Source organism: Elusimicrobium simillimum (assembly GCF_049639735.1).
Classification (GTDB): domain Bacteria; phylum Elusimicrobiota; class Elusimicrobia; order Elusimicrobiales; family Elusimicrobiaceae; genus Elusimicrobium; species Elusimicrobium simillimum.
In genome coordinates, this window is the sequence record NZ_JBEVVA010000003.1 from 1,849,250 (window position 1) to 1,875,183 (window position 25,934).

The window sequence follows — 25,934 nt, forward strand, 5'->3', positions numbered from 1 at the left end:
AAATCTTACCTTACCTGCAATAGCGCAAAGTGTAAATACTCCGTCTCCGGCATGCCTACTAACACCGGGTGGTCTTTAGCCGCGCCTCTAAGTTCCAGCATAACAACACGCTTGCCGGCCTTGAAAGCTGCCTGTCTTATAATATCCACAAATACTTCTCTTGTAATATGGTGTGAGCAAGATGATGTAGCCAGATAGCCGCCAGGCTCTAAACCTTCTAAAGCCATGCGGTTTAACTTAACGTAAAGCTGAATGGCTTGCGGTAAACTTTTGCGGTTTTTAACAAAAGGCGGCGGGTCAAGCAACACCATGTCGGGCTGGTCGGGCAATTCTTTTTTGCCCATGGCGGAAAGTATTCTTTCAGCGTCGTCACGTCTGTAAACGGCAACATCCGCAACACCGTTAAGCTCGGCATTTTTATTGGCGTACTCTACAGCCAGGGCGGAGGAATCAGTACCCCATACCTGCGCCGCGCCGTTAGCGGCCGCGTATACGCCAAAACCGCCAACATAAGAATATAAATCCAACACCAACTTATCTTTAAAATACGGTTTTAAAAATTCCCTATTTTCACGCTGGTCAAAATAAAAACCTGTTTTCTGGCCGTCTAATACCGGTATTTCATATTTAACTTTATTTTCCTCTACCGTCAGTGTTTCCGGCACAGTGCCGATTATTTCCTGCTTTAAGGGCAAGTTTTCCATAGCGCGGAAAGAGTTGTCGTTACGCAGTAAAACGCCTTTAGGTTTAAATATTTTTTTAACCGCTTTTAAAATATCGTCTTTAAGCAGTTCCATGCCGGCGGTTAAAATATCTATAACTAAAATATCGTTATAGCGGTCTATAACAAGACCGGGCAGCATGTCGGCCTCTCCGTATACCATGCGGCCGTACTTTCTTATGCCTATTTCTTTTCTGTAGGTGTAAGCGTTGTCTATATATTCAAAAATAAAGTCATCTTCCAAGGGTTCCGGCCCGCGCTTAAGTAAGCGCACCGCTATTAATGTGGCGGGGTTAAAGTAGCCATGCCCCACAGTTCTGCCGTCAGAGCTTAACACGCGGCATAAGGTGCCGGGCTGGGCTGTTTTGTCCAAATTTTCTATTTCGTTAGAGAATATCCAAAGGTGGCCTGCGGACACACGTTTTTCTTCTCTGGCTTTTAGTTTTATATCTATCATTTATTTTCCTCTGTTATCTTCTTTATTATTTAAAGGTATATTGCTTTTGCACAGCGGGCACTGCGCCGGCGGGTGAGACTTGAGCGGGTAAGACACCAGCGCGCGCAATGGCACGTTGATGGTCAAATATCCGCTGGACCTGTCTACAATCACGCTCACCCCAATAACCTTGCCGCCCATTTGGCGTACCAGGTTAATGGCGCGTTCTATTTTCTTGCCCGATACTGACACGTCGTCTACAATAAGCACTGCTTCACCGGGTTTAATAATAAAATTTCTTTTAAGTGTAAGGTAGCCTTGCTCGCACTTTTCGGCAAACATTGAGCGCACCCCGCGCACACGGGCCACCTCTTGCGCGATTACCGAGGTTTCCGCCGTTGGGGCAAAGATAATGTCCACTTCCTTAGTAAATTTATCAGACATCGCGCGTGCTACTTTTTGCGCTATATGCGGGCGGGCCATAAGAGAAATTGCGTGTATATAAAGCTGGCTGTGCATACCTGAGGGCAGGCAGAAATGTCCGTCCAAAAGTGCGCCGTGTTCCTGCAAAAGCGATAGAATATCCAGTTTTTTATTTCTCATCATAATCCTCTAGGGTTTAAATTTTTTAGCGTCTGAAAAATCTGTTCTTATGCCCTTTTCTATAGAACTTTTTATTTCCGCGCCGCTTGTTCTGGGGCGGAGCATCTCCACCTTGGGGCTGCTCATTCTGTCATGCACTCTAAATGACAGCGCGGGCGCGCCGGAAGCGTCGGTCAGATTTTCCGCCAAAGCGCCTGAGCGCGATGTGTTACGGAATATAGTCCATATGGTAGCGTCCATTTTTTCCTGCGCCCAGTCCACATTGCCCTTGGCCGCCACGCCTAATGTGCCGCCGTCGCTGTAAACGTTTAATATATCCATTTTACCGTTTTTAAAATCTGTTGAGAGAAGTATTTTTTTATAATTAACGTCTTTTAAAGCCTGGTTAATCTTAAAACTTCCGGCCTTTTCCATCCTGTGCATGACGATAAACGGCTGAAATACTATGCCCAAAGCTTTTTCCTGCTCGGCCTTTTTTTCCAGCTGGTATATGGTGCCGTTTTCAAGCTGCGCGTCTAACTTACCGTCTAATTTCCCCAACCCCGGCAATAGGCCCGTAAGGTCAAACTCCACCAGTAAATCTCTGCCGGAAAGCACCGTTGATTTAAAATAATCCGCCGTAATAAAGCCTTTAAAATTGCGCATAAAGTTGGGTATGCCGTCTTTAAACATATGCAGCCAGCCCAGGTCGTCGCCCTCATATTTCGCGCTGAATTTGGTTTTAGAAGGTTTAGCTATGGCGTAAACAAAGTCTTCAATAACCTCATAAAACGGCATAATATCAATTTCCTGCATATAAAGCTTAGTTGTAATTCTGCGTCTTACATCGCTTTTAAAATTAAAAATATCCACCGCCAGCTTCATGGGGACATTGTTTATTTTAGCGTGCGTAACAAAGCCGTTTAAAGTATTCTTTTTATATTCACAGGTACCCGCGACCTCGGTAAATGTCTGCTTGCCTATTTTTAGCGTGCCCGTGGTTGTTTTAGCGCCCAACACGGCAAAATTATCTTTGGCGTAAGCGGTGCCCGTAACAGCGCCTATATTAAACCCGCCGTTTAATTTGCCTGCTTTACCAGCGGCTTCTTTGAGCTGCACCTCAAGATTAGGGATATTAAACTTGCCTTCGGCAAAATCCGCCTTCATATTTACACTGGCCTGGCCTGTAAGGTTATATTGTTTTATCTCACCGTAAATATTGTGTTTATCCGCAAGATTAAAATAGTCCGTCTTAACGGTAAAATCCCCTTTTACGGGTTTGTCCTTTTCAAACTGCAAATTGGCCGACGCCGTGGCCTTTATATCAGCACCCGCCCAACTAAGTTTGGTTACGGCAAACTGCTGGTAACCGTTTTTAAGCGAAGTATTGGCAGACACCTTTGCCGCCGGGAAATTAATGCCCATAGGTTTTGTTAAAAATAAAGAAAGGTCCTCATCATTAAGCGCGGGTATGTTCATAGTTAGCGATATAAACGGGTTTTTAAGGTTATCCATATCCATATTTATAGTAACCGGTTTTTTAAAAAAAGAAAGCGAAATATCGGTATTTCTAAGGTTAAATTTTTGCCAGTTAAAATTGGCAAAATTCACATGCCCGCCCGCCTTAACCAAAACTTCCGTCATGGTATTGCCAAAAGAATTGCGCACGGTAAAGTCTGTCTCAAAACGGGAGCGTTTGTTAAGGTCCAGATCCGTAAACTTCATGTTTACACTGTAAATAGACTGCGTATGATTTGTGGCCATATCGCGAAAAACAAATGTGCCGTTATCAATCTCCCAGTCGTCTATTTTAAATGTAATAGGCCTGGAGGCAAAGTCCTGTGCCTGCGCGGCCGGGGCGCTTACGGTTGGCGCGGCAACTTTAATTTGCGGCACATTAAAATTGCCCTCCGGGGATTTTGTGATAACAAACCTGGGGTTTTTTAAAACAACGCTTTCAATATGAATATGTTTTTTGAGCAGCGGCAACAAGTCATACTGCAGCAACACTTCGCCGGCTTCTAAAATAGGTGCGCCAGATGTAATTTCCTCGTCAAACACAACTACATTGTCTATTTTGGCAAAATTGAAAAACTGCAATTCCACCGCGCCAACGGCAACCGGGCGGCCCACTACCTTCTGGAGTTCCACCGCCAGCAGTTCCGACACCTGCTGCGCGTTAAAATATTTAATAAATAAAAACCATGACAACGCCGACAACACCACCATCAAAAGCATAAAAAAAGTTAATGTTTTTATGGCAAGCCCCAGGCAAATTTTTATTGCTTTGCCTGTGATTATAAAACATGTAGTTAAAAAACTTCTTTTTTTAGGTTCACTTTTTTTTGTCATAACCGTAAAATTTCTATAACGTGGTATATAATATAGTTTAGCACTTTTTGCCAAAATACAAATGTTTGCGTAAAAACGCTCTTTAATGTGGGCCAAACGGCTATATTTTCAGGGAATATCAGCGCTATAAACAGCATTATAAACAGCAGGTTAAACAGCGTTATACAAAACAGAGAAAAAACTACCCCGCCCGCCATACGCAGGTCCGGCTGGGTAACCTCGGTCAGAGTAATAACCGTATGTGTTATATGAAAACTGAACAAAAACCCCAGCACAAAAGAATAGGCGTTTTTATAGTATTCCCCGTTAAACCCGTTGTAGGTAAGCACGGCGAAAACAAACAAACACATCACAAAATACAACGGCAGCACATACGGCGCCAGCACAACGGCCTCGTTATAGTCATTTAATTTAACCGCGCCGCTGCGTTTTTTAATTTTTACGGATTTTACCTGGTAGCCAAAAAATAACGCCGCTATGGCGTGCGTAAACTCATGCGCGGCCACGTACGGGCGCGAAAAATCGTACACAAAAAAATGCAGCGGTAAATATAGAATGCCGCCCCCGATAAAAAATAAAGCCACTTTAAAATTTAATGTTATATGCCACGCCAACACGCTGATCTCTTTTAAAAAGAAAAAGACCAGCGGCAAGCAAAATACGGCTATAAAAAACTTTACAATGTTCTTCATTAAAACTTCTGGTTCCACTCATCAGTTAAATATTTTTTAGACTCTTCTTCCATACGCGCGTTTAACTGCGGCGTTATGCTGTAGGGCGCGAAAATAAAACCCCATTCACGGGCAACCGCCTGCTTTATTTTATCCTGCAGGTCCTCATTATCACGCGCGCCGGCGTCCTGCAAAGAACCTTGGTATAAAATAACATTATCAAAGCGCCTTATCGCCCCGCCAAGTATTTTGCGTCCTTGTGCGTCCACAATATCACTTTCCACAGGGTTGGCAAAACAGGCGTTAGCCGCGCCGTTTAGCGACGGGGCGTACATACCCGCGTCAGATTTACCGGCCATACTTAAATTAATTTTATTGTTTATAGCGCCGTGCAGCTTGTCGTATAATTCCTGCGCGCGGCGCAGCGGCGAAGTAAAAATACAGCTGAAAGTTAAGTCGCCGTTATGGTAAACCACGCCGCCGCCAGTTGGGCGGCGCACCATGGGGCCGGTAAAATTTTTAGCCTCTGCCTCGCGCTCAATATCCGCCCAAAACTGGGCGTAGCCAAATGTCATGGCGTTGTTAACGCCGCCCCAGTTATAAAAACGCAGGAAAAACTGCTCCTCGCTTTTAGGCATGGCAAGAGCGAGCGCTTCGTCAAGCGCCATATGCTGCTGCACCGTTAAAGGCTGCGATTGTATAAGAAACCCGTTCATAAGATTATTCTACATAAAAACGCCGTACGCGTTATTAGATAATTATAAGTGCCGTTGTGCCCGTGAATTTCACAGGATTTTGAGTGGTTTTTGAATCTTTTCGTTTTCGGCACATTTGGTGCGGGCAACACGGTGGATGTGGTGAAAACGAAAAGATTCAAAAATCGCCAAAAGCCGAAGAAATTTTATTCCGTTTATTGAAAATTAAGCGAGCGCAGAGAGCGACTGGCTGGGACGCGAAGCGCACAAAAAAATTAAGGCCGCCAATATGGCGGCAGGGGCCCCAAAAATTTGAGCCGTTTTTGTATTTTTATCAGTTGGGGCACACTTGTCCGTAACGAGCTATGCGAGTGAAGTGTGTGTCCGAACTGATAAAAATGCAAAAACGGCCAAAGGTTTGGGGATTATTTTTATTGCATTAAATGCAATAAAAATAAAATGTGCCGAGGGACAGGATCGAACTGTCGACACCTGGTTTTTCAGACCAGTGCTCTACCACTGAGCTACCTCGGCTTTAAAACTATATATACATAATATCAAATAATAAGTTTACCCGCAAATAAATTTAATTATGAGAGAATTTTGCCGTCGATAAATACTTTTTGAAGATTGAAGGAAGCGTCAAACAATGTGATATCGGCCGCCATACCCGCCATAACCACCCCGCAGTCTTTAACGCCGAGTATTTTAGCCGGATTGCTTGCCGCCGCCAGAATGGCGTTTTCAAGCGGGAACCCGTAAGAAACTAAATTTTTTATACCGTGTAACATTGTAAGGGCGGAGCCTGCTATAACATTGTCCGTTAGTCTTTTAAATACGCCGCCGTCAAGTTTAACCGCTTCTCTGTTGGCCAGCATGGGGCCGCCGTGCTGCTCGGTAGGTTTAAGAGCGTCTGTCACCAACACAATTTGCTCAGGCTTTTTTATTCTGCCTAAAAAGGATACTACGGCTGGGTGTACATGCACGCCGTCGGCTATAATTTCAACGCTGAAATCTTCCATCATAGCCGCGCCCGCCGCGCCGGGGGCGCGGTGCGTGAATGGTGACATAGCATTAAATAAGTGCGTAACATGGCTAATGCCTTTAGCGCGTGCCGCCATCATTTGTTCATAAGTGGCGTTTGTGTGGCCCGCTTGTAAAAATATACCGTGTTTAGCGGCAAAGTCTATCAATTTATCCGCGCCGTCAACCTCCGGGGCGAATGTCATTATTTTTATTTTACCCTCGCCCGCTTCAACAAGCTCACTCATAAAATCTATATCTACAGGTGAAATATCTTGCGGTTTCATTACGCCGGGTTTCTCGGGCGAGATAAACGGCCCCTCAAGATGCAGACCGCGCAGTTTAGCGCCCTGCTCTTTACCAAAAGCGCCCACAATACCTTTTAAATTTTTAATCATCTCCGCTTTGCTGCCCGGGTAAAGCGTGGGGAAAAACGATGTTACGCCAAGCCCCGCCAGCGTTAGCGACATATCCAGCAAAGACTGCGCCGTCATGTCCTCCGTGCCGTGGCCGCCTGTGCCGTGTATGTGCACGTCTACAAACCCGGGGGCCAAGTAGGCGCCGGAGGCGTCATACACATGCTCAGCCTGCGGCAAATTACCTTCAGTAATCACACGCTCTATGCGCCCGTTTTTAATCAAAACGGCGCCATCACGCACAGTGTCAGGCAAAATTAATTTGGCGTTTTTTATTAACATAAATCTTTTTTACAAAGCTCTTCAATTTCAGAATATTCGTCTTTCAAATTTTTAAAGTACTCGAAGGTGGACGGCTCTAAATTAGTGCAAGCCGCCTGGTCAGCCACTATAACCGCCTTGGGGTGCAGCTGCAATGCCGATATTACCCACTTGCTGCAAACGGGGCCTTCTATAGCTGCGCGCAAGGCTTCGGCCTTTTTAAAACCGGTTACTAAAATTACAACTTCTTTAGCGTCCATTATTGTACCCATGCCAACTGTAATAGCTGTGGTTGGCGGCATATCGGGCGGGGTAAAAAAGCGTGAGTTGGCTTTGATTGTGCTCTCGGTCAAAAATACTTTATGCGTGCGGCCGTTGAGTGATGAGTACGGCTCATTAAAAGCTATATGCCCGTTCTCCCCCACTCCGCCAAAAACCAAATCCAAACCGCCGGCCTTTTTTATTTTTTCTTCATAATCAATACACTCCGCCGCAACATCTTTGGCGTTGCCGTCAGGCATGTGCGCGTTTTCGGGTTTGATATCGACATAATTAAAAAGGTGCTGGCGCATAAATGTACAGTAAGACTGCGGGCAGTCCGCCTCTATGCCAATATACTCGTCCATATTAAACGTTGTCACGTTTTTAAAACTCATTTTGCCCGCGTCAACCAAAGCGCGGAAGTTTTTGTACATATCAACAGACGTGCTGCCCGTGGGCAGGCAGAGAGTAAACTTCTTTTTGCCATGCATTCTCTCTTTAAGCAGCTGCGCCGCGTAACGGCCGATATTTTCAGGCACTATAAGACGCATATTATTTACCCGCCTCTTTTTTAATTTCGCTGGCTATAACGTCTGCCTGGGGGCCTATTACAACCTGTACCACGCCTTCGCCAGGTTTAAGCACGCCGCGCGCGCCCAGTGATTTTAACACGGCGTCTTTAACTTTTTCATTATCAATTACTTCAAGCCTTAGGCGTGTGGCGCAGTTATCTATTACTTTTAAATTTTCTTTACCACCAAGCGCTTCTAAATATAAACACCCGCGGGAATTAGGGTTGGAGCTTGCGGTATTTTGCGGCACAGGCGTAATATCATCATCTTCTTTACCGGGCGTTTTTAAATCCCATATTTTAATGGCGTAATAAAACACCACAAAGTAAACCACGGCGTAAATGGAACCAACTATCAAGAGCCCGCTTGGGTTGGTAGATTTATTCCAGTTAAGCACAAAGTCAAACAGCCCGGCTGAAAAGGCGAAGCCAAGCTTAATATTAAGCATATCCATAACCACCATGGAAATACCCGTAAGCAAAGCATGCAGCAAGTAAAGAGGGAAAGCCAAAAACATAAAACTAAATTCTATAGGTTCTGTAATACCAGTAAGAAAACTGGTAAAAGCCATAGAAGCCAAAATACCAAGCGTGGCTTTACGTTTAGCCGTTTTAGCGTTAAGCAGCATAGCAAGGCAAGCGGCAGGTAAACCAAACATCATTACCGGAAAGAAGCCCGCCATAAACGCGCCCGCCGTTGGGTCGCCGGACATAAACCTGGTCAAATCCCCATGCACTACAGTGCTTACGCCGCCGCTTACTACTGTAAAATCACCAAATACAAACCAGACAAGATTGTTTAAGATATGGTGCAAACCAAGCGGTATTAACAGCCTGTTGGCAAAACCAAAGGAGAATAACCCGACTTCTTTAGATTCTATAATCCATGTGCCCAACGCGGAAATACCGTTTTGCACTGGCGGCCACAGCACACTTGCCAAAAATGCCACAACAACGGCGCTTGCGCCCGTAACAATGGGAACAAATCTTTTACCGCCGAAGAACGCTAAATATTGCGGCAGGTTGATATTATAAAACTTGTTGTAAAACACGCCCGCTAAAATACCCATTATAATACCCGCGAACACACCCATATCAACGGCCGGGTTAAGCACGCGCAGCCCCTCTATCAGCACTATATAACCCACAAACGCAGACAGCGGCGCCGCGCCGTTACTGTCTTTAGAAAACCCTATGGCAACACCAAGCGCGAATATAGCGGGAAGGTTAGTAAAAACCGCCTGCCCCGCCGCCGCCAAAAACGGAATATCCAAAACTTCTTTTTGGCTAATACCCAACAGCAGTCCTGCCAGCGGCAGTACGGCTATGGGCAGCATTAACGCTTTACCAAGCGTGCTAAACACCCCGGCTACTTTTGAAAATATCGCTTTCATACTTATCCTTTTACAGATTGTATTTTTGTTTAACTAATTCTCTTACGTTTACACTGCTTCTAAGGCTCATGGCTTCACGCGCGAACGCTTCGCATTCGCTAACGCTTAATGTTCTTATCAATGCTTTTATATTAGCAATTTCCGGCGCGGATACCGCAAGCTCTCTTACGCCAAGGCCTATTAATAAAGCTACGGCGTTTACCTGGCTGGCCATGCCGCCGCATACGCCCGCTTTTTTACCTGCCTTGTTAGCGGCGTTTGCGGTCATATTAATTAATGTAAGTACAGCGGGGTTAAAACTGCTGGAGTATTTGGCCAGCTGCGCGTTGCCTCTGTCTATGGCAACGGTATATTGCGTTAAATCGTTAGTGCCTATTGAAAAGAAATTTACATGCTTTATAAACCTGTCGGCCAAAATAGCCACAGACGGTATTTCTACCATAATACCCAAGTTATAGTTTTCGGTCATGTTAAGGTTTTTCTTTTCCTGCTCAAATACGCTTATCATATAGTCAAGTTCACGGGCGGAGGAAATCATGGGTATCATAATACGCACGTTTGACTGCGGTTTTAGGCGGAGCAAAGCTCTTATTTGGTTGGTGATAAGCTCTTTGTTGGCCTCGTAGTTACGTACGCCTCTTAGGCCCATTATCGGGTTTTCTTCGTGGGGGATATTCATGTAAGCCACAGGTTTATCGCCGCCTACGTCAAATGTTCTGAAGGTAACGGGTTTTCCGTTCATGGCGGTTAAAATATCGTTGTACGCTTTAAACTGTTCTTCTTCTGTGGGTACTGTTTTATAAGCGGCAAAAATAAATTCTGTTCTTATTAAGCCAAGGCCGTCGGCGCCGCTTTTGGCGGCTTTCTCTGTTTCTTCCAAGCTGCCTACGTTACCCTCAACGGCTATTAAAACACCGTCGGTAGTTTTGGCTTCTTTGCCCGCGTTGAGCAGGTTTTCTTCTGACGCTTTTTTATTTTTTTCTACCTGCGCCGCCGCTTCTTTTTTTACAGAGTCAGACGGGTTGAATACAGCGTAAGCGTCAGTAGCGTTAAGTACAATATCCTCGCCGCCTTTTATGCCCAGCACAACATCGCCCACGTTTACCAAAGCCGGCACGCCCGCGTTTCTAAGCATGATAGAAGCGTGTGAAGTGGCCGAGCCTGCGGCGGATATTACGCCTGCTACATTACTGTCTAATTTAGAAATATCGTTAGGCAAAAATTCCTGCGCTACCAAAATGCTGCCGGGCGCTATATTTAACGCTTTGGGTTTGGCGCCCGTTACTGCCATAACAACACGTTTTTGTAAATCTTTATAGTCCGCCACACGCTCTTTAATAAGCGCATTTTGGGCGGCGGAAAGTATTTCCACACTTTTTGATACAGCACTTACAAAAGCCTGCGCGGCATTTTGGCCAGATGAGATAAAAGACTTTGCGCTGTCTAAAAGATAATGGTCTTCCAAAATGCCCATATGTGTTTTTAAAATTTCTTCAAAGCTTTGTTTTCCGCCGGCAGCCGCTAATTCAGCCTTAATATCTTCTTTTACTTTATTGATGGCGGCGTTAAGTATTTCGGCCTCTTTGGCAGGGCCTTGGTTGGTTGCGGGAATGGCAAGTTCTTCTTCTTTAATAAGCACGGCCTTGCCTGTTACAAAACCAGCGCTTGCGCTGATGCCGCCCAGTTTGGCTTCTTTAGTTAAGTCCGCGCCGTCGTTTTGCGCGGCGGCCTGCGGGGCGGGCGCGGCGTGGTCTTCTTCGGTTTCGTTAAGCCCTTCTTTAATGGCGGACATTAACGCTTTTATAGCGTCCTCAGCGTCCTGGCCTGCGGCGTGAATGGTAATAGTATCTTCATAACCTAAGCCCAGGCCCATTATTGAAACTATACTTTTGGCGCTGGCTTTTTTGTCGCCTTTGGCAATTTCTATTTTAGAAGAAAACTTGTTGGCAATGCTTGCCATTACGCCGGCCGGGCGGGCGTGAATGCCGTTTTTATTAATAATTTTAACAGGTGTTGAAATTATTTCGGGGCCGGAAGAATCTTCCGCCGCTTGTCTGCGTTCGCCTATATTTAAAATAAAATCTCTGCCCGCTTCAACCGTCGCGGCCGTGGTTTTGTGCACTTCTGTTTCCATAGGGTTAGTGACAATTACTATAACAAGCTTGCTGGGCGCGTTGGCGCCGATAAAGTCAAAATCAACTTCCAGCATTTTGTCACCTTTTTTAACGGTGTCTCCCTGCTTAACAAAAGCTTTAAAACCTTTGCCTTTAAGCGCTACTGTTTCTACGCCGATATGAATTAGAATTTCCGCCCCGCCCGCACTTGTCACGCTGATGGCGTGCAAGTTCTCGTTCAGGCTGGAAATGGTGCCGTCAAACGGCGCTACAATTACGCCAGCTTCAGGGTCTATAGCGATACCGTCGCCAAGCATTTTTTCTGAAAACGCCGGGTCAGGCACTTGTTCTATAGGAGTTACTTTCCCTGTGACAGGGGCAAAAATTTCTAAATTCATATCGGTGTTCCTTAATTTAAATTTACTGTAAACAACTACCAGCGTAAGTTAGGCTCTCTGGCCGCGCTTACTTCGTCTATTCTTTTTACGGGTTGTGTTTGCGGCGCGTCCGTCACCAATGAGGGTGACTGTACGGCCTCTTCAAATATTTTTTCCATAGCAAGAATAAACTTATCCAGCATATCTTTGGATTCCGTTTCCGTAGGCTCTATCATAATAGCCTCCGGCACTATTAACGGGAAATATACCGTAGGCGCGTAAAAGCCGTAATCCAAAAGACGTTTAGCTACGTCCAATGTTTTTACACCCTGCATTTTGCTGCCGTCTGTTGTAAGCACGCACTCGTGCATGCACGGGCGGTCAAAGAAAGCGGGGTAAAACTCTTTAAGTTTTTCCTTAATATAATTGGCGTTAAGTATAGCGTTGTGCGCGATATTTTTAAGAGTATCGCCGTCATGCTGCCTGATATAACAGTATGTTTTAAGCAGTACGCCTATATTACCGTGAAACGCTTTTACGCGGCCGATAGATTTTTTGGGCGTTTCAAAGGTATATTTATCGCCTTTTTTAACAACCACGGGGCCGGGTAAAAACTGCGCCAAACGCTCCGCCACGCCGACAGTGCCAGAGCCCGGGCCGCCGCCGCCATGCGGGGTGGAAAATGTTTTGTGCAGGTTAAGGTGCAAAATATCCGCGCCAAGCTCGCCCGGTTTGGCTATGCCTATAAGCGCGTTAAAGTTGGCGCCGTCCATATAAAGCAAAGCGCCGGCGTCATGCACCATTTGTGATATTTGTTTAATATCTTTTTCAAATAAACCAGCCGTATTGGGCACTGTTAACATGACAAGCGCCGTCTTGGGGCCGAGTACAGCTTTTAAAGCTTCTAAGTCCACGCAACCGTCCGCGCCTGATTTTATGTTAACAACAGTCAGCCCGCCCATGTTGGCGGTAGCCGGGTTGGTGCCGTGCGCTGTGTCGGGGATAATAACTTCGGTACGCTGTTTGTCTTTGTTAGCATTGTGGAAAGCTTTGGCTATAAGCACGCCTGTCCACTCGCCATGCGCACCAGCTGCGGGTTGAAGCGTAAATGAATGCAGGCCGCAGATATCGCTAAGATCACGCTCTAAGTTATACATAAACTCCAAGGTGCCTTGCGCTAAAGATTCGTCCGCATATGGGTGAACGTCTGTAAACGGCGCCATAGCGGCAACGGCTTCGTACGCTCTGGGGTTGTACTTCATAGTGCAGGAACCAAGCGGGTAAAAATGCGTGTCTAAAGAATAATTTAAGCGGGACAGGTTGGTAAAGTGGCGCACCACTTCAAACTCGCTAAGTTCTGGCAAATTAATTTTGCTTGTTCTAAGCGCGGAAGCGGGCAAATATTTATCCGCCGCTGAGGCTTTACTAAAAACAATCCCTCTTTTGCCTTGTACTGATTTTTCTATGGAAAGCTCGTTATGTTTAATAAGTTTCTTCATAATTAAATACCTCCCATAAGTTTGGCGTAAGCGTCAATGTCCGTTTTTGTTTTAGTTTCCGTAGCGCATACAAGCAGGCAGTTTTTATATTCTTTACCAAATTTTTCTAAAGAATATCCCGCCACAACACCCTTTTTGGCAAGTTTTTTAATTACCTTGTTTGCGGGCACGGGGCACTCTACAACAAACTCATTAAAAAACGGGCTGTTAAATTTAATTTTATAACCGGGTAAAGCGGCCAAAGAATCTTTTAAATAATGCGCGTTCTCAAGGTTAAGCCCGCACACTTCTTTAACGCCTTCAGCGCCTAAAAGCGTAAGGTAAATAGCGGCGTTTAATGCGCACAAAGCCTGGTTAGAACAAATGTTGGAGGCGGCGCGTTCACGTCTTATATGCTGCTCTCTGGCCTGCAAAGTAAGCACAAAAGAACGTTCGCCATATTTATCTTTGGCTATGCCTACAACACGGCCGGGCAAACTGCGCACGTGTTCCTTTTTGCATGTAAAAATACCAAGGAACGGCCCGCCAAAGTTAAGTTTATTGCCAAGCACCTGGCCCTCGCCAACGGCAAAATCCGCGCCGTAAGAACCCGGGGTTTTAAGCACGCCAAGGCTTAAAGGGTTGACGGACGCTATAAGCAAAGCTCCAGCTTCTTTTACTATCGCGTTAAGAGTATCTACATCTTCCACCGCGCCAAAAAAGTTGGGGTTGGCCAGAACAACAGCGGCAACGCCGTCATTAAGCTTTGCTTTTAAATCCGCCGCGTCCATAGGGCCGGAAGCGCAGGAAACTTCTACAAACTTAATATCCGTATTTTTATAATAAGTTTTTAAAGTTTCTTTATAATGCGGGTGGAGTGCCTGCGGTATTAAAATGGTGTTTTTATTTTTTATTTTTACCGCCGCTATCACAGCTTCGGCCAGTGCTGTAGCGCCGTCGTAGTGGGACGCGTTGGATACGTCCATGTCAAACAAAGCGCAAATGCAGCTTTGGTATTCGTAAATAGCTTGCAGGGTGCCTTGGCTGGCCTCGGCCTGGTAAGGGGTGTAAGCTGTTAAAAACTCGCCCCTGCCGCTGATTGCGTTAACCGCGGCGGGAACAAAATGTTCATACGCTCCCGCACCGGCAAAGTTAACCGCTGTTTTATTTTTAGCGGCTACGGCGTCAATATGGGCAAAAAGTTCGGCCTCGGTAAGCGCGGCGGGCAAATTATATTTTACTTCCGCCAGGCCCGGGGCCGCCTGCTTAATTAAATCTTCTATTGTGTTGTGGCCAAGCAAGGCAAGCATCTCACGCCTTTGCTCCGCGCTGTTTGATATAAACATAAAAACCTCTGCTGTAACTGGAAAATAACCCCCTGCAAAGTTTACAGGGGGTATAAGAAACAAAATTTATTTTATCATTTCTTTGTACTGGTCAAATGTCAGAAGAGAGTCAACTTCCTTGGGGTTTGACATTTTAATTTTGAACAGCCAGCCCGAACCGTGCGGTTCTTTGTTTACTATAGAAGACTCGTTAGCGGCCTGTGAGTTAACCTCAACAACTTCGCCTGACAAAGGGGAGTAAACGTCTGACGCGCTTTTTACTGACTCAATAACAGCGGCTTGCTTGCCCGCTTCTACTTTGGCGCCTAATTTGGGCAGTTCAACAAAAACGATGTCGCTGATTTCATGCTGGGCATGGTCACTAATGCCTATGGTGGCGTGGTCGCCGTCTATAAATGCCCATTCGTGGGTTTTTGCGTATTTAGCTTTTTCTTGGTCAAACATATTCTCTCCTGTGGTTTGTCGCCAAACTCTAAACTTTATTTTTATAAAAACTTTTTACAACTTCAGCCGGCATTTTTCTTTCCCCAGCCAGTATTTCCACCTCGTCACCCTCTTGCAAAATGTTTTTTACGTAACCTTTACCTATACCTTTAAATAAAGGAGAGTATGTGCCGCTGGTTAAACTGCCTATTTCTTCCCCTTTAAACAAAACTTTGCAGCCGCCCCTTGGCACGCCCGCGCCCGTGAGTTTAAATGACGTTAATTTTATTTTAACGCCAAACTCTTTTTGCGCCTGTAATATTTGCTTGGCCACAAAGTCCGGCTTATCTAACTTAACAACCCAGCCGCAGTTTGCCTCGTAGGATGTATGGTTATCGTCAATGTCCGTGCCGTACAGCAGATACCCGGCCTCCAGCCTCAGCACATCCCTAGAGCCAAGGCCGCAAGGCGCGACTTCACGTTCTAAAAAGAAATCCCAAATATTTTGTATTGCTTTGGCGGGCGCCATAATTTCAACACCGTCTTCCCCAGTATAGCCTGTGCGGGTAATGTAACAAATTTGGCCAAAAATAACCTCTTCCTTAATATTAAACCTGGGCAGTTTTGAGGTTTCTTCCTCCAGTTCATCCGCTATTTCAAGCGCTTTGGGGCCCTGCAGCGCTATCATGCCAAAATGCTGGCTAACATCCTCAATAGAAACATTGAAGCCTGAGGTTTGCTTGGTAAACCATTCAAAATCTTTGTTGGTAGTGGCGGAGTTTACCACAACCATATATTTGTCCTGCTCAAGACAGAACGCGACAACATCGTCCACTACGCCGCCGTTCTCGTTAAGCACGTGGGTATAGGTGCCCGCGCCGGGAGTGTTTTTAATTTTATTTGAGGTAGTATATTCTAAAAATTTGTGCGCGTCACTGCCGGTCATAAGCAGCTGGCCCATGTGCGAAACGTCAAACATACCGGCGCTTTCACGCACGGCGTTGTGCTCAGCTATAATACCTGCAAATTGTATGGGAAGCTCCCAGCCGTGAAAGTCAACCATCTTGCCGCCAGCCTTAACACAGGCGTCAAAAAGCGGCGTTCTTTGTAAGTGTTTAGTGTGTGACATTTGTCCCCCATTGATATCGTAATCATATTCTATAAAATAAACCATATTTTTGCACATGCAAGACAATATATGCCCTGTTTATTTAACCGATAATTTATTATACTCATTAAAAGAGGGAATTAAAGGAGAACAATATGAAAAAGGGCTTCACATTAATAGAGTTATTGGTTGTAGTGCTTATTATAGGTATTTTGGCGGCCATAGCGCTGCCGCAATACACAAAAGCCGTTAAAAAAAGCCGCGCGGCCGAAGTGGCAACAACTATAAGCGCGCTTGAAAAGGCAGGCCAGCGGTATGCCATGGCAGGCATAGCGCCCTCTGCAATAGCATATGATAAAGATTGTGTGGATATGCTGGATATTGACCTTAGCGGCGGCACTTACGCGGCGGATGTGAGCGGCTATAAAACAAAATATTTTACCTATGGCATAGCTTGCCACCCAGACGGACGCTTTGAGGTTAACTTTAATGACCAAAAAGGCGAGTTTGCCTGTTGGCTTTATATTGAAAGCAGCGGCGGCATAGGAGCTAAAGACTGTACTATAGACGTTAAAGACGGCGAAGCCTACCGTTCCACCTTAGAAAACGCAGGCTATGACCTTATAAAAGCATACTAGTTTAAGATAAAAATTAAGATAAATCAAAAGGGCCCCCAATAAGGGGCTCTTTTGATTTTAGCTCGCTTCGGGGGATACGAGAATTGAAAGTGAAAAATTAAGTTTTATATATAGGGGCCCCGAAGATTTGAGATTAGTTTTGATTTTTATTGTTTTGGCACACTTGACGCGAGGAGCCCACAGGGCGGACGGGGTGTGTCAAAACAATAAAAATCAAAAATAACTCAAAGATTTGGGGATAAAAAAGCCCGCTCAAATGAGCGGGCTTTTTTTTAAATGCTTATTTGGCTTCTACTACTACGGGCTCTATTTTTACTTTGATTACTGCAGAAACCGTGGGTTTGAAATAGATGTTAACATCTGTTTCGCCAAGTTTCTTTATAGGCATATCAAGTTCAATGTTTTCTTTGGCGACTGTATGGCCAAGTTCTGTAAGAGCTTTGTAGATGTCGGCCTTGTTAACTGAACCGAATACTACGCCGTCAGCGTTTACGCTTTTGTTAAATGTGAGCACAACGTCTTTAAGCTTAGCGGCAACGGCCTGGGCGGCTTTAAGGTCGGCTTCTATTTTTTTAGCTCTTCTTTCCGCGCCAAGCTGCCAATTTTTTATGGCGCCGGGGGTAGCTAATTCAGCCAGGCCCTGGGGTAATAAGAAGTTTCTGCCGTAACCGGGTTTAACTTCAACAACATCGCCCACCGTGCCTAAATTTTTTACGTCTTTTCTTAAAATGACTTTCATTGTAATTCTGTCTCCTTAGATTAGATATTGCACCGTTTATATCACTATAAACCGCCCGGCAATACCAAAATTATTTTTTGGGCAGTGAGTATGGCAAGATTGCCAAGTTTCTGTCTCTTTTTATTGCGGACGCAATTTGGCGCTGGTGCTTGGCACATGTGCCTGTAATGCGTCTGGACAGGATTTTACCTGATTCCATTGTGAAAGACTTGATAAACTGAAAGTTTTTGTAATCAACATGGTCAACTTTATCAGCGCAAAGTTTGCAAACTTTTCTTCTGCTTTCAAAGCGTTTTTTGGCAAAAGGAGCTCTTGCGGGTCTTTCTGTTCTTTCCGGCCTTTCTGATCTGGCTGCTGCGGGAGCGGCGGTTTCAGTTGTTTTAACGTTTTCTTCTGACATTTTACTTCCCTCTTGTTATTTGTAAATTTTTAGAAAGGAACATCATCGTCTATAGATGGTTCATTGTCTACGGGAGCGTCGTCCCTAAATGCAGCACTTGAATTTGACTCTTGCGAATCTGAGAAACCAGACTGTAAAATCTGTATTCTTCTGCAGTTAACCTGCATTATTTTATGCTGCTGCCCGTCTTTACCTGTATATTCATTAAGTATAAGACGGCCCTCAACATGCACAGGCACACCTTTTTTTAGTCTGTCTTTTGAGCGTTCCGCAGAAGGGCCCCAGAGCACAACGGGGACGAATGTTACTTCATCCTGCCAGTTGCCGCCGGCGTCCATATACCTGCGGTTGACTGCTATGTCAAAACGGCTTACGGCCTGGCCCTTTTGGGTAAATGCCGTGTTAGCGTCTCTTGTCAGTCTTCCCGTAAGCAGAACTAAATTTTGTTCCGGTATTCTTATTTGTGCTGCCATAATAAACCTATTTTACAGCCGGCTGTTTGGCTTTAACTTCAACAGACAGCATAACTATAGAGCGGAGAATATTTTCATTTAACTTGGCCATATCGTCCCAGCTCTTAATGAAAGCAGGTTCAGCTTTGAACTTTAAGTACACATAAAACCCGTCTCTGACGTGGTTTATTTCGTGGGAAAATCTTCTTCTCCCAAGCTTTTCCTCGGAGACAATTTCCCCGCCTGCTTTGGTTACAAACTCTTTTGCAGAGTTTAAAAACTCAGCCACTTCGTTGTCTGAAAGCTGAGGTTTAACTATTGTTACTGTTTCGTAAGTTCTCATAGTCCTTGTTCATTTTTAATAAAAAAAACCCTGCAAGATAACTGTACATTTTTTGTTATCTCGCGGATCTCTAAGCAATTTTGGGCTGTTCACCTAACGCCCGGGCCTGCTTTTTCCTTGTTATTATTATAACTAAAATACCAAAAAGTGTCAAATAACGATTAGCAAACTTGAGGTCACAAATTGTGACCGGTCCATATAAGTAACAATAGTATCAAAATAGTGACACATATTTAATCTTTTTCATATAATTAACACATGACGGATATTATAAAAATAGAAAACAAAGTTTTATTTGTGCGCGGGCAGCGGGTTATGCTTGACAGCGACTTAGCTGCCCTTTACCAGGTGGAAACATTCAACCTAAATAAAGCCGTTAAAAGAAATATCGAACGTTTTGCGGAGGATTTTATGTTTAGGTTAACAAAAGACGAATGGGAAAACTTGAGATTCCAAACTGGAATATCAAGTTCACACGGCGGCCGCAGAAAGCTGCCCTATGTTTTTACAGAACATGGTGTAGCTATGCTTTCAAGCGTGCTTAACAGCAAACGCGCAATTGCTATAAATATAGAAATAATAAGAACCTTTGTAGCGCTGCGCCAATACGCGCTCAGCAAACAATTTGCCGATAGGGCGGACAGCCGCCTGACCGCCTTAGAAAAAACGCTTTTTCTTTATATGGAGAAGAATGATAAGCGGGTGGATGATGTAATTACCGCTATTAACGCACTATTACAGGCGGACGAAAAAGAATCTAAAAAAATAGGATTTAAGCCTTAGTTTTTAAAGAAATAGCAAATACAAAAGCCCCGCTTGTAAGCGGGGCTTTATTAATATCTTTTTTATAACATTATAACGTCTTCTAATTCCGCGCCGAATGATACCATGCCAACCTTTGGGCTGGGGTAAATATCTTTCATCATGTCGTTTATGCCCTCAATAAACTGCTTGGCTTCGGGCGTAAAATCAGCATAAGACTTAATATTATCATTACCTTTAAACATGTCTATGTGGGTAATGGCAATTTTGGTTGCGTTATTTATGGCAACCGCACGCTTAGCGTAGTAAGGTTCAAAATCACCAATACGTCTTAAGCGTTTGCTGACGGAGCCTACTTCCCCGCCCTTGGTGTGGTAAACTTCCAGATCTTCTTCTTCCGTTATTTCACCCGTAAGCGGGCCCGGGCCCACGCGGCTGACATAAGGTTTAAATATAACGTACACGTCTCTAACAGCTTTGGGGCCTAAACCGGCTTCGGCCAAAAATGTGCAGGCCGTTGTATCACGTGAGGTTACAAACGGGTATTCCCCGTGTAATAAGGATAATTTAATGCCCTGTGTGCCCTCAAGCAAAATATCCTCATTATTAAGAAGGGCTTTGTTAAGCAGTTCCGGCACGTCCTGGATATACTGTTTAAGCAAAGGTTCGTCTTTGGCAAATGTAATTTTGCGGCGTTCAATACGGTCTTTTACCGCCTGGCCAAGGCCTGTGCCCACGCTGCCTATGCTGCCCATAAAATGTTCGTCGCCTTTTTCGGCATTGGTCTGGTCGTCATTAATAAGCACGGCGTGCGGGTCAATTATGATTCTGTCATGGGTGCCTGTTGCCTCAAGTTCCGCCATTAACCACTCCAGTTTAGTATATGCCCCGGCGCCCAAAACCAGCTTTGTTTTAGGGTTAAGAAACCCGGAGGGGATATTTTTTAAGGTATATTTCTTACCGTTAAAAATTACCGTATGTCCGGCGTTTGGCCCGCCTACGCGCACGCAGTAAGAATAATTGCCTTTATAAGAAAGATAGGCAGATATTTTACCTTTGCCCTCATCACCGGCCTGGCCGCCGCTAACTATGTCTATCATCTTGTCCCCTTACTTTGTACCTTTAGCCAGAAACGCCGCTATACCGGTGTAATTCTGTACTGAAAGTTTTCTAAGTTTTGTTTTTATTTTTACGTCTGCGTCTAAATTGTCTATGAACTCTTTTAAAGAGGCGTCCGTTATCTTTTGGCCCCTTGTAAGCGCTTTAAGTTTTTCGTACGGGTTTTTAACGCCGCCCGCGCGCAGTATTGTTTGGTAGGCTTCGGCCAATACTTCCGGGTGCGCCAACAGAGCCTCTTTGGTTTTAGCCTGGTTTACCTCAATCTTGCTAAGCCCTTTGAGTAAGGCGGCGTACGCTACCATACAGTAACCAAACGCGCTGGCAAAATTGCGGCATACGGTGGAATCCGACAAGTCTCTTTGTAATCTTGAGATAGGCAGTTTGCCCGAGAAAAACCCAAACATAGCGTTTGCCAGGCCTAGGTTGCCCTCGGCATTTTCAAAATCTATCGGGTTAACCTTTTGCGGCATGGTGGAAGAACCTACCTCGCCGTCTATAGTTCTTTGTTTAATAAAATCGTCGCTTATATAACGCCAAACGTCTTGGCTGAAATCCAACAGTATTGTGTTGGCGCGGCGCAGGTTGTCAAAAAGTTCGGCGTAAGTGTCGTGCGGGTCAATCTGCGTGGAGACTTCGTTTAAGAAAATTTTGTTTTTATGGCCTTTATTAAAAGACTCTATAAACTTGGCCGCGAAACGCTGCCAGTTAATCTTTTCAAAAGCGGCCATGTGCGCGTTAAAATTACCCACCGCGCCGCCAAGCTTGCACGAAACCGCCATTTTACTTAACTGCTCTATCTGGCGTCTTAAACGGTACTCAAAAACTCTAAATTCTTTACCAAAAGTTGTGGGCACTGCGGCCTGGCCGTGAGTACGTGCCAAAAGCACGGTACCCGCGTATTTTTTAGACATTTGGTCTAAAACTTTTTGTATTTTTTTAAGTTCCGGCAGTATTACCGCTTCCAGCCCGTCACGCAGCATAAGCGCGTAGGTGGTGGAGTTAATGTCCTCTGAGGTTAAGGCAAAATGTATCCACTCAAGACGGTTTTTAAGGCTGGTTTTGACAAGCTTATCTTTAAGAAAATACTCTATAGCCTTAACATCATGGTTGGTTGCCTTAATATCTTTATAGCCTTTAAATTCAATGTCTCTTATAACCTGGTAGTCGGCCTCTTTCAGCGGTAAAATAGAATCAAGTATTTTAATTTCCGCGGGTTTAAGCTTGGGCAGCCCGGGCAGGCCAAGCGCACAGAGTGCTTTAAAATATTCCACCTCTACCCTTACACGGTTTTGCGTAAGAGCGTGCTCCCCCATTACCTGGGGCAGATTATATGTTTTGTTGAAGTAGCGCCCGTCAAGCGGGCTTAGATAACTTTTTAACATGCCTTGTCCATTATACTATGTTTAACAACTTTACGCGACCCATCGCCGCAGCCTGTGCGCCGCGCATAAAAAAACCCTTAGGATATAAGGGTTTTGTAGAAATATTTTATCTTTTTGCTCCGAAAACGCCGTATATATCGGGCCTGTAGCCCATCTTATTTAACGCGTCAAAATGTATGTCAAAGTGGCCCAAAACTTCTTCCGGCACGTAGCCCGCTTCCCCCATAAACTGCCCTTGGAAATACGAACTCATATTGCCTGTGCCTGGGGCGGAGTATTTTTGGTTATCATCATAACCGGTTAATGTCAAACTGTCATTATCCTGCACCTGGCCGTCCGCGCCTATACCGCTGTTACCCATGTAATTAACGGTGTACCATTTATCAGTGCCTATATTTAAATCCATTTGCGCGTCTACGGTTTTGTCTCTGAAATTAGCGTTTAGCGTTATACTGCCTGAAATGGCGGAAGTCTCTTCAACTTCATTCTGGTCATTGTAAAGGTCCACCCCGCCAAGCACATTGCCGCTAAAAGCGTATGTAGATGGGTCTTCCGGTATCATGCTGGCCCTGTAAGCAGGGTCATAAATTAACATTGTGGCCCAAAAATCTTTTGTCATCTGGGTTTCTAAATTACCGCGTATGTCAACGGCAATTGTTTCCGCCCAATAGCCAAAGTCGCCGTACTTAAGGCCTGTTTTAACGCCGCCAAGCGTAAGAACGCTGGTTGTTGTATAATCTAAAACTGAGCCTGAGCTGACTTCACTGCCCTGCTCAATTTTGCTAAAAACCATAGCGTTGGCGGTTTCGCCTGACATCTCAGATTGTTCAAAAGAAACTTCTTTATTAACCCAATTTAACACGCCGCCAGATATTGTAGGTACATAACCGTTTACGATAACGCCGCCTTTACCGCCGGCTGTTTGCCCCGGGTCCATAGTGCTGGCGCTTACGCCGCCGTCTTTAAAAACAATAGCGTTTTGTTGGTTTAGAACAGTAAAAATTTGCTGTGAGGGGCCGGAAGAGCCTGAATCACAAGCCCCCAAAACAGCCGCCCCCACAGCAATGCTTAAAAATATTTTTAATCTGTTCATCAAAACTTAATTACCTTTTAGCGCCGAATACGCCGTAAACTTCCGGCCTGTAACCGGCCTCGTTAAGACTGTTGAAAAGCAGGTTAAACTGGCCTATAACTTCCGCCGGTATTTTGCCGTCTTCGCCAAGGAATTGCCCGTTAAACTCAGAGCTGTACCCGCCTGTAATAGGTTTGGCGTATTTGTTATTTTGGTCGTAGTCGCCGGTTATGTTAATTGTACCGCCCGAAGCGTTGGTGAAGGACCCGTCGTTCTGCACGCCGTTGGTGGTGCTTACGTTAAGGTCATACCATTTGTCGCTGCCTACGGTCAGGCTCATGTCTGTGCTCATGGTTCTGTCTTTAAAATTAGCGTTAAGCGTAACGTCGCCTGACATGGCTGAGGTTTCCACAAAATCGCCGTTGCTGTTATACAGGTCCACACCACCCAGCACACGGCCGGAGAAAGTGTAGTCATTTTCATTATCTGTAGGTAAATTTGTGGGTTTCATGGCCGGGTCATAGACTAAAAATGTGGCCCAATCTCTTTTGGTCACGGAATAATTAGGGTTTGCCTCAACAGTGTCGCCCGTTACATTGGCTTTTACCGTTTCCGACCAATACCCAAAATCACCATATTTAAGCCCCGCTCTTCTGCCGCCTACAAGCAGGTAATTTGTGGCGGTATAATCTATGGTTGTGCCGCCGCTTGTTACGGTGTCTGACACTTCTCTTTTAAATCTGTACGCGTCGTAGTAAGAATTTACCAGATCTTCATGCTGGAAGTTTTCGTTCTGTTTAGTCCAGGCAATGGTGCCGCCGCTTACAACAGGCACGTAGGTGGAAACGGTCATCCCGCCTTTACCGTCTGTGGTCACACTGGCGTCCATAGAAGAAATTGTTACGGAATTATCTCTGTATACGGTTGCGGTTTGTGTGTTTAAAACAGAAAATATTTGGGTGGAAGGACTGTCACTGCTTGAATCACAAGCCGCAAAAACAAATACCCCCGCCAAAAGCACAGCAAAAATCTTGATGTTTCTTACCATTTTTCCCTCCATAAGCACAGCATAATAAATATATCACAAATAAATTTAATACACCATACTACGTATACACTATTTAAAAATTATCATTATAATTATAAGTGGGTGTTTCCCAAATTACAATTATAGTGTACATTAAAATTATGAAAAAATACATCTTGTTTACATTTATTGTTATATTTATAACATCAGCAGTGTTTGCCCAAAACAAACATACAAACCCGGCGCGTACCAAAGCGCTTAATAAAATTTTGGCGTTTGAGGGGATAAACGCGGAAGCTGTTTTGGCGGACGAATTTGCTTTTGCTTTTGCCCTGCGCTTTGTTGTGGGCAATTTAGAAGTTTTTAGAAGAATAGACCAGTACCCTGTGGGTGACCAGTACGAACCAGTCTGCCTTATGCAGATAGACGAACATAATTCTAACGGCGGCAAAATACCCGTGTGCAGGCCCGGGCTGGAGTTAACGGCCGCCACCATGCCGGACCTGGACCGCCTGATGCGTGACGCTAAAAGAGAAAAGCTTACTCTTTCCATACTCTCCGCCACCCGCACGCCAGCGCAGCAAAAACAAATTAAAAAGCAATACGCCAGAAGAGGCATGGCCAAATACGCCGCCAGCGGCTACACATCACAACATTTACTTGGCACAACCGTAGATTTTAGAGGAAAAAAACGCCCGTTTATTAAAAACGGCAAAGAGGTTGCCTGGCTTGCCAAGAACAGCGAAAAATACGGTTTTGTAATGACGCTTGGCCCGGACGCCAACCCATACGAACCCTGGCACTACAGGTATATGGGGCGTGAAGGCGTTTACCTTAAAAACAACATTTTTGACGGCAGTTGGAAGGAAGCGTTAAAGTTTATAGACGCTCATATTGATGACATTTTAACTTACCTTGAATATTTTGACGAGATACCGCTGTTGGATTATATTCCGCCCTCCAATAGTATAGACAACGCAAAAATTGGTGTGCTTACGCAGCCTATATATGATTCTTTGCCCGCAGGCTATGATATCCGCCGCGCGCAACAATAATATGGTCGTGCACTAAAATGCCCATGACGGAAGCGGCCTTTATAACTTCCCGCGTAAAGGAAATATCTTCTGAAGAGGGGCTTGGGTCGCCAGAGGGATGATTGTGAACAAGCACCATGCCTACGGCTTTGGCTTTTAAGGCGCCCTCAATAATCTTTCTTGGCGAAATGCTGGCGCGGTCAATCTCGCCCATAGATAAAATTTCTGTTTTAATAATTGTATTTCTTACGGTTAAATAAATTACTTCAAACACTTCCTCTTTCGCGCTGGCAAGCGACGCGCGGCAATAGGTAGCCACGTCTTCAGGCGTTCTTATAATATCGGTATTTTTTATAACATCGTAGGAATACTTTTTAACCAAACCTCTGGCAAACTTTATAAACACAGCGGTCTCTTTGCCTATGCCGTTAACTTCCATAAGCTCTTGCACCGTGGCGTCCATAATGCCCGAAAGCGAACCAAACTTTTTTAATAAATCCCACGCGATAGGCTTAGTATCTTTACGCGCGATAGAGTAGGTAAGCATAAGTTCCACCACCTCATGCTCTAAAAATCCGTCCAGCCCGTGGGCAAGAAATTTTGCTTTTATCCTTTCTCTATGGCCGTGATAGCTTGGTTTTTCTTTTTCATCCATACTTGTATTATAGTTTTTTGTTATGATATTTTTAATGATAAAATATGTTTAGATTTTTTTCCTGCGAAAGTATTCAAATTTC

Annotated in this window: 25 protein-coding genes and 1 tRNA gene; 3 read left to right on the forward strand and 23 right to left on the reverse strand. The window is 44.8% G+C overall.

All coding sequences use genetic code 11. From position 1 onward, the window contains the following. Positions 1–5 precede the first annotated feature (5 nt). From AAIR98_RS09410 to gcvT, 14 genes are all read right to left on the reverse strand, one after another. Positions 6–1,178: a class I SAM-dependent rRNA methyltransferase gene (locus tag AAIR98_RS09410; RefSeq protein WP_423971939.1), complete on the reverse strand. Its 1,173-nt coding sequence runs from the start codon at positions 1,176–1,178 to the stop codon at positions 6–8. Beyond that, the gene (locus tag AAIR98_RS09415) at positions 1,179–1,760 is read right to left on the reverse strand and encodes a phosphoribosyltransferase family protein (RefSeq protein ID WP_423971940.1); all 582 of its coding nucleotides are present in this window, start codon (positions 1,758–1,760) and stop codon (positions 1,179–1,181) included. It abuts the gene before it with no gap. 9 nt (positions 1,761–1,769) lie between these two features. Continuing rightward, positions 1,770–4,091, reverse strand: a complete 2,322-nt coding sequence (locus tag AAIR98_RS09420; RefSeq protein WP_423971941.1) for a DUF748 domain-containing protein — start codon at positions 4,089–4,091, stop codon at positions 1,770–1,772. Next, positions 4,088–4,783 carry a hypothetical protein gene (locus AAIR98_RS09425; RefSeq protein WP_423971942.1) on the reverse strand — a complete coding sequence of 232 codons (696 nt, stop codon included), beginning with the start codon at positions 4,781–4,783 and terminating at the stop codon, positions 4,088–4,090. Before AAIR98_RS09425 ends, AAIR98_RS09420 begins: the two co-directional genes overlap by 4 nt. After that, positions 4,783–5,478 carry a lipoate--protein ligase family protein gene (locus AAIR98_RS09430; RefSeq protein WP_423971943.1) on the reverse strand — a complete coding sequence of 232 codons (696 nt, stop codon included), beginning with the start codon at positions 5,476–5,478 and terminating at the stop codon, positions 4,783–4,785. Before AAIR98_RS09430 ends, AAIR98_RS09425 begins: the two co-directional genes overlap by 1 nt. A 441-nt stretch (positions 5,479–5,919) precedes the next feature. Then, positions 5,920–5,991 (reverse strand) — tRNA-Phe (locus AAIR98_RS09435). A gap of 56 nt (positions 5,992–6,047) precedes the next feature. Beyond that, entirely contained in the window at positions 6,048–7,178 is a 1,131-nt protein-coding gene (gene nagA / locus AAIR98_RS09440; RefSeq protein ID WP_423971944.1) for an N-acetylglucosamine-6-phosphate deacetylase, read from the reverse strand. Further along, positions 7,172–7,969 carry a glucosamine-6-phosphate deaminase gene (nagB, locus tag AAIR98_RS09445; protein ID WP_423971945.1) on the reverse strand — a complete coding sequence of 266 codons (798 nt, stop codon included), beginning with the start codon at positions 7,967–7,969 and terminating at the stop codon, positions 7,172–7,174. Before nagB ends, nagA begins: the two co-directional genes overlap by 7 nt. Position 7,970: 1 nt before the next feature. Then, on the reverse strand, positions 7,971–9,383 hold the full coding sequence (gene nagE, locus AAIR98_RS09450; RefSeq protein WP_423971946.1) for an N-acetylglucosamine-specific PTS transporter subunit IIBC: 1,413 nt from the start codon (positions 9,381–9,383) through the stop codon (positions 7,971–7,973). Between the two features lie 10 nt (positions 9,384–9,393). Beyond that, on the reverse strand, positions 9,394–11,895 hold the full coding sequence (ptsP, locus tag AAIR98_RS09455; protein WP_423971947.1) for a phosphoenolpyruvate--protein phosphotransferase: 2,502 nt from the start codon (positions 11,893–11,895) through the stop codon (positions 9,394–9,396). Positions 11,896–11,930: 35 nt separating this feature from the next. Further along, positions 11,931–13,373, reverse strand: coding sequence for an aminomethyl-transferring glycine dehydrogenase subunit GcvPB (gene gcvPB, locus AAIR98_RS09460; RefSeq protein ID WP_423971948.1), 1,443 nt, complete (start codon positions 13,371–13,373; stop codon positions 11,931–11,933). Between the two features lie 2 nt (positions 13,374–13,375). Beyond that, positions 13,376–14,698, reverse strand: coding sequence for an aminomethyl-transferring glycine dehydrogenase subunit GcvPA (gene gcvPA, locus AAIR98_RS09465; protein WP_423971949.1), 1,323 nt, complete (start codon positions 14,696–14,698; stop codon positions 13,376–13,378). Positions 14,699–14,764: 66 nt separating this feature from the next. Beyond that, the gene (gcvH, locus tag AAIR98_RS09470; protein WP_423971950.1) at positions 14,765–15,142 is read right to left on the reverse strand and encodes a glycine cleavage system protein GcvH; all 378 of its coding nucleotides are present in this window, start codon (positions 15,140–15,142) and stop codon (positions 14,765–14,767) included. Between the two features lie 28 nt (positions 15,143–15,170). Further along, a complete protein-coding gene (gcvT, locus tag AAIR98_RS09475; protein WP_423971951.1) occupies positions 15,171–16,250 on the reverse strand; it encodes a glycine cleavage system aminomethyltransferase GcvT in 1,080 nt (359 codons plus the stop codon). A gap of 134 nt (positions 16,251–16,384) precedes the next feature. Here gcvT and AAIR98_RS09480 point away from each other — a divergent pair, with 134 nt between their 5' ends. Then, complete coding sequence (locus AAIR98_RS09480; RefSeq protein WP_423971952.1) at positions 16,385–16,867, forward strand: type IV pilin protein; 483 nt, start codon at positions 16,385–16,387, stop codon at positions 16,865–16,867. 280 nt (positions 16,868–17,147) lie between these two features. Here AAIR98_RS09480 and rplI read toward each other — a convergent pair whose 3' ends face one another. The 4 genes from rplI to rpsF form a co-directional block, all read right to left on the reverse strand. Further along, positions 17,148–17,606, reverse strand: a complete 459-nt coding sequence (rplI, locus tag AAIR98_RS09485) for a 50S ribosomal protein L9 (RefSeq protein WP_423971953.1) — start codon at positions 17,604–17,606, stop codon at positions 17,148–17,150. Between the two features lie 70 nt (positions 17,607–17,676). Beyond that, complete coding sequence (rpsR, locus tag AAIR98_RS09490) at positions 17,677–18,006, reverse strand: 30S ribosomal protein S18 (RefSeq protein ID WP_423971954.1); 330 nt, start codon at positions 18,004–18,006, stop codon at positions 17,677–17,679. A 29-nt stretch (positions 18,007–18,035) separates the two neighbouring features. Next, entirely contained in the window at positions 18,036–18,479 is a 444-nt protein-coding gene (locus tag AAIR98_RS09495) for a single-stranded DNA-binding protein (protein WP_423971955.1), read from the reverse strand. A 7-nt stretch (positions 18,480–18,486) separates the two neighbouring features. Then, complete coding sequence (rpsF, locus tag AAIR98_RS09500) at positions 18,487–18,801, reverse strand: 30S ribosomal protein S6 (protein ID WP_423971956.1); 315 nt, start codon at positions 18,799–18,801, stop codon at positions 18,487–18,489. A 258-nt stretch (positions 18,802–19,059) separates the two neighbouring features. Here rpsF and AAIR98_RS09505 point away from each other — a divergent pair, with 258 nt between their 5' ends. After that, complete coding sequence (locus tag AAIR98_RS09505) at positions 19,060–19,584, forward strand: ORF6N domain-containing protein (protein WP_423971957.1); 525 nt, start codon at positions 19,060–19,062, stop codon at positions 19,582–19,584. A 62-nt stretch (positions 19,585–19,646) separates the two neighbouring features. Here AAIR98_RS09505 and AAIR98_RS09510 read toward each other — a convergent pair whose 3' ends face one another. The 4 genes from AAIR98_RS09510 to AAIR98_RS09525 form a co-directional block, all read right to left on the reverse strand. Next, positions 19,647–20,663 carry an adenylosuccinate synthetase gene (locus AAIR98_RS09510; protein ID WP_423971958.1) on the reverse strand — a complete coding sequence of 339 codons (1,017 nt, stop codon included), beginning with the start codon at positions 20,661–20,663 and terminating at the stop codon, positions 19,647–19,649. Between the two features lie 9 nt (positions 20,664–20,672). Then, positions 20,673–22,064 carry an adenylosuccinate lyase gene (gene purB / locus AAIR98_RS09515; RefSeq protein ID WP_423971959.1) on the reverse strand — a complete coding sequence of 464 codons (1,392 nt, stop codon included), beginning with the start codon at positions 22,062–22,064 and terminating at the stop codon, positions 20,673–20,675. A gap of 106 nt (positions 22,065–22,170) precedes the next feature. Further along, positions 22,171–23,157: a hypothetical protein gene (locus tag AAIR98_RS09520; RefSeq protein WP_423971960.1), complete on the reverse strand. Its 987-nt coding sequence runs from the start codon at positions 23,155–23,157 to the stop codon at positions 22,171–22,173. A gap of 10 nt (positions 23,158–23,167) precedes the next feature. Continuing rightward, on the reverse strand, positions 23,168–24,184 hold the full coding sequence (locus AAIR98_RS09525; protein WP_423971961.1) for a hypothetical protein: 1,017 nt from the start codon (positions 24,182–24,184) through the stop codon (positions 23,168–23,170). Positions 24,185–24,324: 140 nt separating this feature from the next. Between AAIR98_RS09525 and AAIR98_RS09530 the strand changes: the two genes are divergently transcribed. Further along, a complete protein-coding gene (locus tag AAIR98_RS09530) occupies positions 24,325–25,218 on the forward strand; it encodes a D-alanyl-D-alanine carboxypeptidase family protein (RefSeq protein WP_423971962.1) in 894 nt (297 codons plus the stop codon). Here AAIR98_RS09530 and radC read toward each other — a convergent pair. Continuing rightward, on the reverse strand, positions 25,166–25,852 hold the full coding sequence (gene radC / locus AAIR98_RS09535; RefSeq protein WP_423971963.1) for a RadC family protein: 687 nt from the start codon (positions 25,850–25,852) through the stop codon (positions 25,166–25,168). The genes AAIR98_RS09530 and radC overlap by 53 nt on opposite strands. Positions 25,853–25,934: the final 82 nt, after the last annotated feature.